Annotated in this window: 4 protein-coding genes and 1 pseudogene; 4 read left to right on the plus strand and 1 reads right to left on the minus strand. The window is 72.0% G+C overall.

Annotation, left to right across the window (positions count from 1 at the left end; genetic code table 11):
* Positions 1–37 precede the first annotated feature (37 nt).
* Positions 38–916, minus strand: a complete 879-nt coding sequence (locus GPJ59_RS33420) for a LysR family transcriptional regulator (RefSeq protein WP_219671666.1) — start codon at positions 914–916, stop codon at positions 38–40.
* Positions 917–1,011: 95 nt separating this feature from the next.
* Here GPJ59_RS33420 and GPJ59_RS33425 point away from each other — a divergent pair, with 95 nt between their 5' ends.
* The 4 genes and pseudogenes from GPJ59_RS33425 to GPJ59_RS33440 all read left to right on the plus strand — a co-directional run.
* Entirely contained in the window at positions 1,012–1,716 is a 705-nt protein-coding gene (locus GPJ59_RS33425) for a succinate dehydrogenase (protein ID WP_219671667.1), read from the plus strand.
* Between the two features lie 2 nt (positions 1,717–1,718).
* The gene (locus GPJ59_RS33430; protein WP_219671668.1) at positions 1,719–3,668 is read left to right on the plus strand and encodes a fumarate reductase/succinate dehydrogenase flavoprotein subunit; all 1,950 of its coding nucleotides are present in this window, start codon (positions 1,719–1,721) and stop codon (positions 3,666–3,668) included.
* Positions 3,665–4,411, plus strand: a complete 747-nt coding sequence (locus GPJ59_RS33435; RefSeq protein ID WP_219671669.1) for a succinate dehydrogenase/fumarate reductase iron-sulfur subunit — start codon at positions 3,665–3,667, stop codon at positions 4,409–4,411. Before GPJ59_RS33430 ends, GPJ59_RS33435 begins: the two co-directional genes overlap by 4 nt.
* 161 nt (positions 4,412–4,572) lie before the next feature.
* Positions 4,573–4,896 (plus strand): annotated as a pseudogene (locus GPJ59_RS33440) (hypothetical protein); the annotation flags it as partial.

Below are 4,896 nucleotides of genomic sequence, written 5' to 3' on the forward strand. Positions count from 1 at the left end.
AGATGTGAATAAGAGCCAGCCCCCCCCCCCCCCTCCCTCACCCCACCAGGATCCGCTTCAGCTCCCGCGCCGCCCGCGGCGGCGCCACGTCCGTACGGTGCGCCAGTGCGATCGTGCGGCGCAGCGGCGAGCCCGCCAGGGCAGTCGTGCGCAGGCCGTGCCCGGCGTGGTCCACCACCATCGCCGGCACCACCGCCAGCCCGAGCCCGGCCCGGGCGAAGCCGAGGACCGCGTCCATCTCCCCGCCCTCCACCGTGAAGGACGGCTCGAAGCCCTCCGCCCGGCAGGCGGCCACCGTCAGCTCCCGCAGGTCGTAGCCGTGCCGGAACATCACCATCGGCTCGTCCCGCAGCGCGGAGATCGGCAGCGGCCCGCCCCCGCCCGGCGGCGGCAGGTCCGCCGAGGAGACCACCACCAGGTCCTCGGTCAGCAGCTCGACCGTGGTCAGCGCCGGAGCGGCCGGCGGCAGCGGCAGGGCGATCAGCGCCAGGTCCAGCGCCCCGCGCGCCAGCTCCCGCACCAGGTCCAGCGAGCCGCTCTCCTCGATCAGCAGCTCCACCCCGGGATGGGCCGTGTGGAAGGCCCGCAGTACGTCCGGGAGCAGCCCCGTGCACAGGCTCGGCGTCGCGCCCAGCCGGATCCGCCCCCGCCGCAGCTGCGCCAGCTCCTGCACTTCCAGCCGCGCGGTCTCCGCGTCGGCCAGGATCCGCCGCGCCAGCGGCAGCAGGGCCTCGCCCGCGTCGGTCAGGGTGATGTTGCCCCGCGCCCGGCTGAAGAGCTCGGCCCCCAGCTCCCGCTCCAGCGCCCTGATCTGCTGCGACAGCGAGGGCTGGGCGACGTGCACCCGCTCGGCGGCACGGGTGAAGTGCCGGGTCTCGGCGACGGCCACGAAGTACACGAGCTGCTGGAACTGCATTCCCCCAGAGTAGGCCCGATCATAGGCTTTACCTATCAGGATGAGCCGGGGCATGTCTTGGACCTTTCGGGACCTCCGTCCCTACCGTCTGTGGCATGGCTCTGGCAACGCGGACGGATCGACGGCCGTCCATCACGCGCACGCTCTGGGACTCCACCGTCGGCAAGAAGACCGTGATGGCCGTCTCCGGGCTGATCATGCTCGCGTACCTCGTCGTGCACATGCTCGGCAACGTCAAGGTCTTCTTCGGAGCGGACGAGTTCAACGCCTACGGCCACTGGCTGCGGCACATGGGCGAGCCCTTCCTGCACAGCCACTGGGGCCTGTGGGCCGCCCGGATCGTGCTGCTGGCCTCGGTCGTCGCGCACGCGGTCTCCGCGTACCAGCTCAGCCGCCGCGACATCAAGGCCCGCCCGGTCAAGTACGCCCACAAGCGGCGCCGGGCCGGCTACGCCACCCGCACCATGCGCTGGGGTGGCGTGATCGTGGGCCTGTTCATCGTCTGGCACATCCTCGACCTGACCACGCTCACCGTCAACGAGCGTGCCTGGGCGGGACACCCGTACGAGAACGTGCTGGCGACCTTCTCCACCTGGTACGGCAACACGATCTACATCGTCGCCATGGCCGCCGTCGCCCTGCACGTCCGGCACGGCTTCTGGAGCGCCGCCCAGACCCTGGGCGTCGGCAACGCCCGCCGCGACAAGGCCCTCAAGTTCCTGGCCAACGCCCTCGCACTGGTCCTGTTCGCGGGCTTCGTCTCCGTCCCCGTCGCCGTCATGACCGGAGTGGTGAGCTGACCATGAGCACGTACACCGAGTACACCACCGGCGAGCCCCTCGCCGACACCAAGGCCCCGGCCGGCCCGATCGCCGAACGCTGGGACCGCCGCCGCTTCGAGGCGAAGCTGGTCAACCCGGCCAACCGCCGCAAGCACACCGTGATCGTCGTCGGCACCGGCCTGGCGGGCGGTGCCGCCGGCGCGACTCTCGCCGAGCAGGGCTACCACGTGGTCCAGTTCTGCTACAGCGACTCCCCGCGCCGCGCCCACTCCATCGCCGCCCAGGGCGGCATCAACGCCGCGAAGAACTACCGCAACGACGGTGACTCCGTGCACCGCCTCTTCTACGACACCGTCAAGGGCGGCGACTTCCGTGCCCGCGAGTCCAACGTGCACCGCCTCGCCCAGATATCCGTCGAGATCATCGACCAGTGCGTGGCCCAGGGCGTGCCCTTCGCCCGCGAGTACGGCGGCCTGCTCGACACCCGCTCCTTCGGCGGCGTCCAGGTCTCCCGCACCTTCTACGCCCGCGGCCAGACGGGCCAGCAGCTCCTGCTCGGCGCCTACCAGGCCCTCAGCAGGCAGATCGCCGCCGGCAACGTCGAGATGCACGCCCGTACCGAGATGCTCGACCTGATCGTCGTCGACGGCCGCGCCCGCGGCATCGTCGCCCGCGACCTGGTCACCGGCGAGATCTCCACCCACTTCGCGGACGCCGTCGTCCTCGCCACCGGCGGCTACGGCAACGTCTTCTACCTCTCCACCAACGCCATGAACTCCAACGCGACCGCCGTCTGGCGGGCCCACCGGCGCGGCGCGTACTTCGGCAACCCCTGCTTCACCCAGATCCACCCCACCTGCATCCCGCGCACCGGCGACCACCAGTCCAAGCTGACGCTGATGAGCGAGTCCCTCCGCAACGACGGCCGGATCTGGGTGCCCAAGGCCAAGGGTGACACCCGCCCCGCAGCCGACATCCCCGAGGACGAGCGCGACTACTACCTGGAGCGCATCTACCCCTCCTTCGGCAACCTCGTCCCCCGCGACATCGCCTCCCGCGCCGCCAAGAACGTCTGCGACGAGGGCCGCGGCGTCGGCCCCGGCGGCCAGGGCGTCTACCTCGACTTCGCCGACGCCATCCGCCGTATGGGCAAGGACAAGGTGGCCGAGAAGTACGGCAACCTCTTCGACATGTACGAGCGGATCACCGCGGAGAACCCGTACGAGGTCCCCATGCGGATCTACCCCGCCGTGCACTACACGATGGGCGGACTGTGGGTCGACTACGACCTCCAGACCACCGTCCCCGGGCTGTTCGCGATCGGCGAGGCCAACTTCTCCGACCACGGGGCCAACCGGCTCGGCGCCTCCGCCCTCATGCAGGGCCTCGCCGACGGCTACTTCGTCCTGCCGTCCACCATCAACGACTACCTGGCCCGCAACCCGCAGGCCGGCGACGTCGACGACACCCACCCCGAGGCCGTGTCCGTCCTGCGCGAGACCCGCGAGCGCATCGAGCGCCTCCTCGCCGTCGACGGCGACCGCACGCCCGACTCCTTCCACCGCGAGATCGGCGAGCTCATGTGGGAGTACTGCGGGATGGCCCGCACCGACGCCGGCCTGCGCAAGGCACTGGCCCGCATCCCGGAGATCCGCGAGGAGTTCTGGCGCCGCATCAAGGTCCCCGGCACCGGAGCGGAACTCAACCAGTCCCTGGAGAAGGCCAACCGGATCGTCGACTACCTGGAGCTCGCCGAGCTCATGTGCCTCGACGCCCTGCACCGCGCGGAGTCCTGCGGCGGCCACTTCCGCGAGGAGTCCCAGACCCCCGACGGCGAGGCCGCCCGCCGCGACGAGGCCTTCTCCTACGCCGCCGCCTGGGAGTTCGTCGGCACCGGCACCGCCCCCGTCCTGCACAAGGAAGACCTGGTCTTCGAGTACGTCCACCCCACCCAGCGGAGCTACGCATGAAGCTCACCCTGCGCGTCTGGCGGCAGAAGAACGCCGACGCCCCCGGCACCATGGCCACCTACGAGGTGGACGGCATCAGCCAGGACATGTCCTTCCTGGAGATGCTCGACACCCTCAACGAGGACCTCATCCTGCGCGGCGAGGACCCCGTGGCCTTCGACCACGACTGCCGCGAGGGCATCTGCGGCGCGTGCAGCCTCGTCATCAACGGCGACGCGCACGGCCCGGAGCGCACCACCACCTGCCAGCTGCACATGAGGTCCTTCGCCGACGGCGACACCATCGACGTCGAGCCCTGGCGGGCGGCCGCGTTCCCCGTCGTCAAGGACCTCGTCGTCGACCGCGGCGCCTTCGACCGGATCATCCAGGCCGGCGGCTACATCACGGCCCCGACCGGCTCCGCGCCCGAGGCGCACGCCACCGCCGTCCCCAAGGCCGCCGCCGACCACGCCTTCGAGCACGCCGAGTGCATCGGCTGCGGGGCGTGCGTGGCGGCCTGCCCCAACGGCTCGGCGATGCTGTTCACCTCCGCCAAGGTCAACCACCTGGGCGTGCTGCCGCAGGGCTCGCCCGAACGCGAGACGCGCGTGCTGGACATGGTCGCCCGGATGGACGAGGAGGGTTTCGGCGGCTGCACCCTGACCGGCGAGTGCGCCACCGCCTGCCCCAAGGGCATCCCGCTGCCGTCCATCGCGGCGATGAACAAGGAGTGGCTGCGCGCGACCCGCAAGGCCAAGCGCTGACCCCGCGCCGCGTGCCGGTCCGCCCCGGCAGCCGGTCCGCCTCGACAGCTGATCCGCCCCGGCAGCTGATCGGCCTCACAGCTGATCCGATCGGCTGACCGGCGCGCGCGTACGCCGCGCCGCACCCGGACCGGCCCCGGGACGTGGGCGACAGTGGCCCCATGCCCCATGGACCCGCCGCCGGCACCGGACCACGGCGCCGCACCGTGCTCGCCGCCCTCGCCCCGCTGGCCCTGGCGGCCGGCTGCGGTACGGACGAGGACGCGGGCACGGCGGCCCCCGGTCCGCCGCCGGCGAAGGACGCCATGATCATGGTGATCCGGCACGCCGAGAAGCCGTACGCCGGGGACACCGGCACCGACGAGGACGGCGAGGACGACCCCGGCTCGCTCGCCCCGCGCGGCTGGCGCCGGGCCGAGGCCCTGCCCGCGCTGTTCGGCCCCGGCCGGGGCGCCCCGCTGCCCCGCCCCGGGGCCGTCTTCGCC

Origin of the sequence: Streptomyces bambusae, from assembly GCF_019400985.1 — a bacterium.
GTDB classification, from domain to species: domain Bacteria; phylum Actinomycetota; class Actinomycetes; order Streptomycetales; family Streptomycetaceae; genus Streptomyces; species Streptomyces bambusae_A.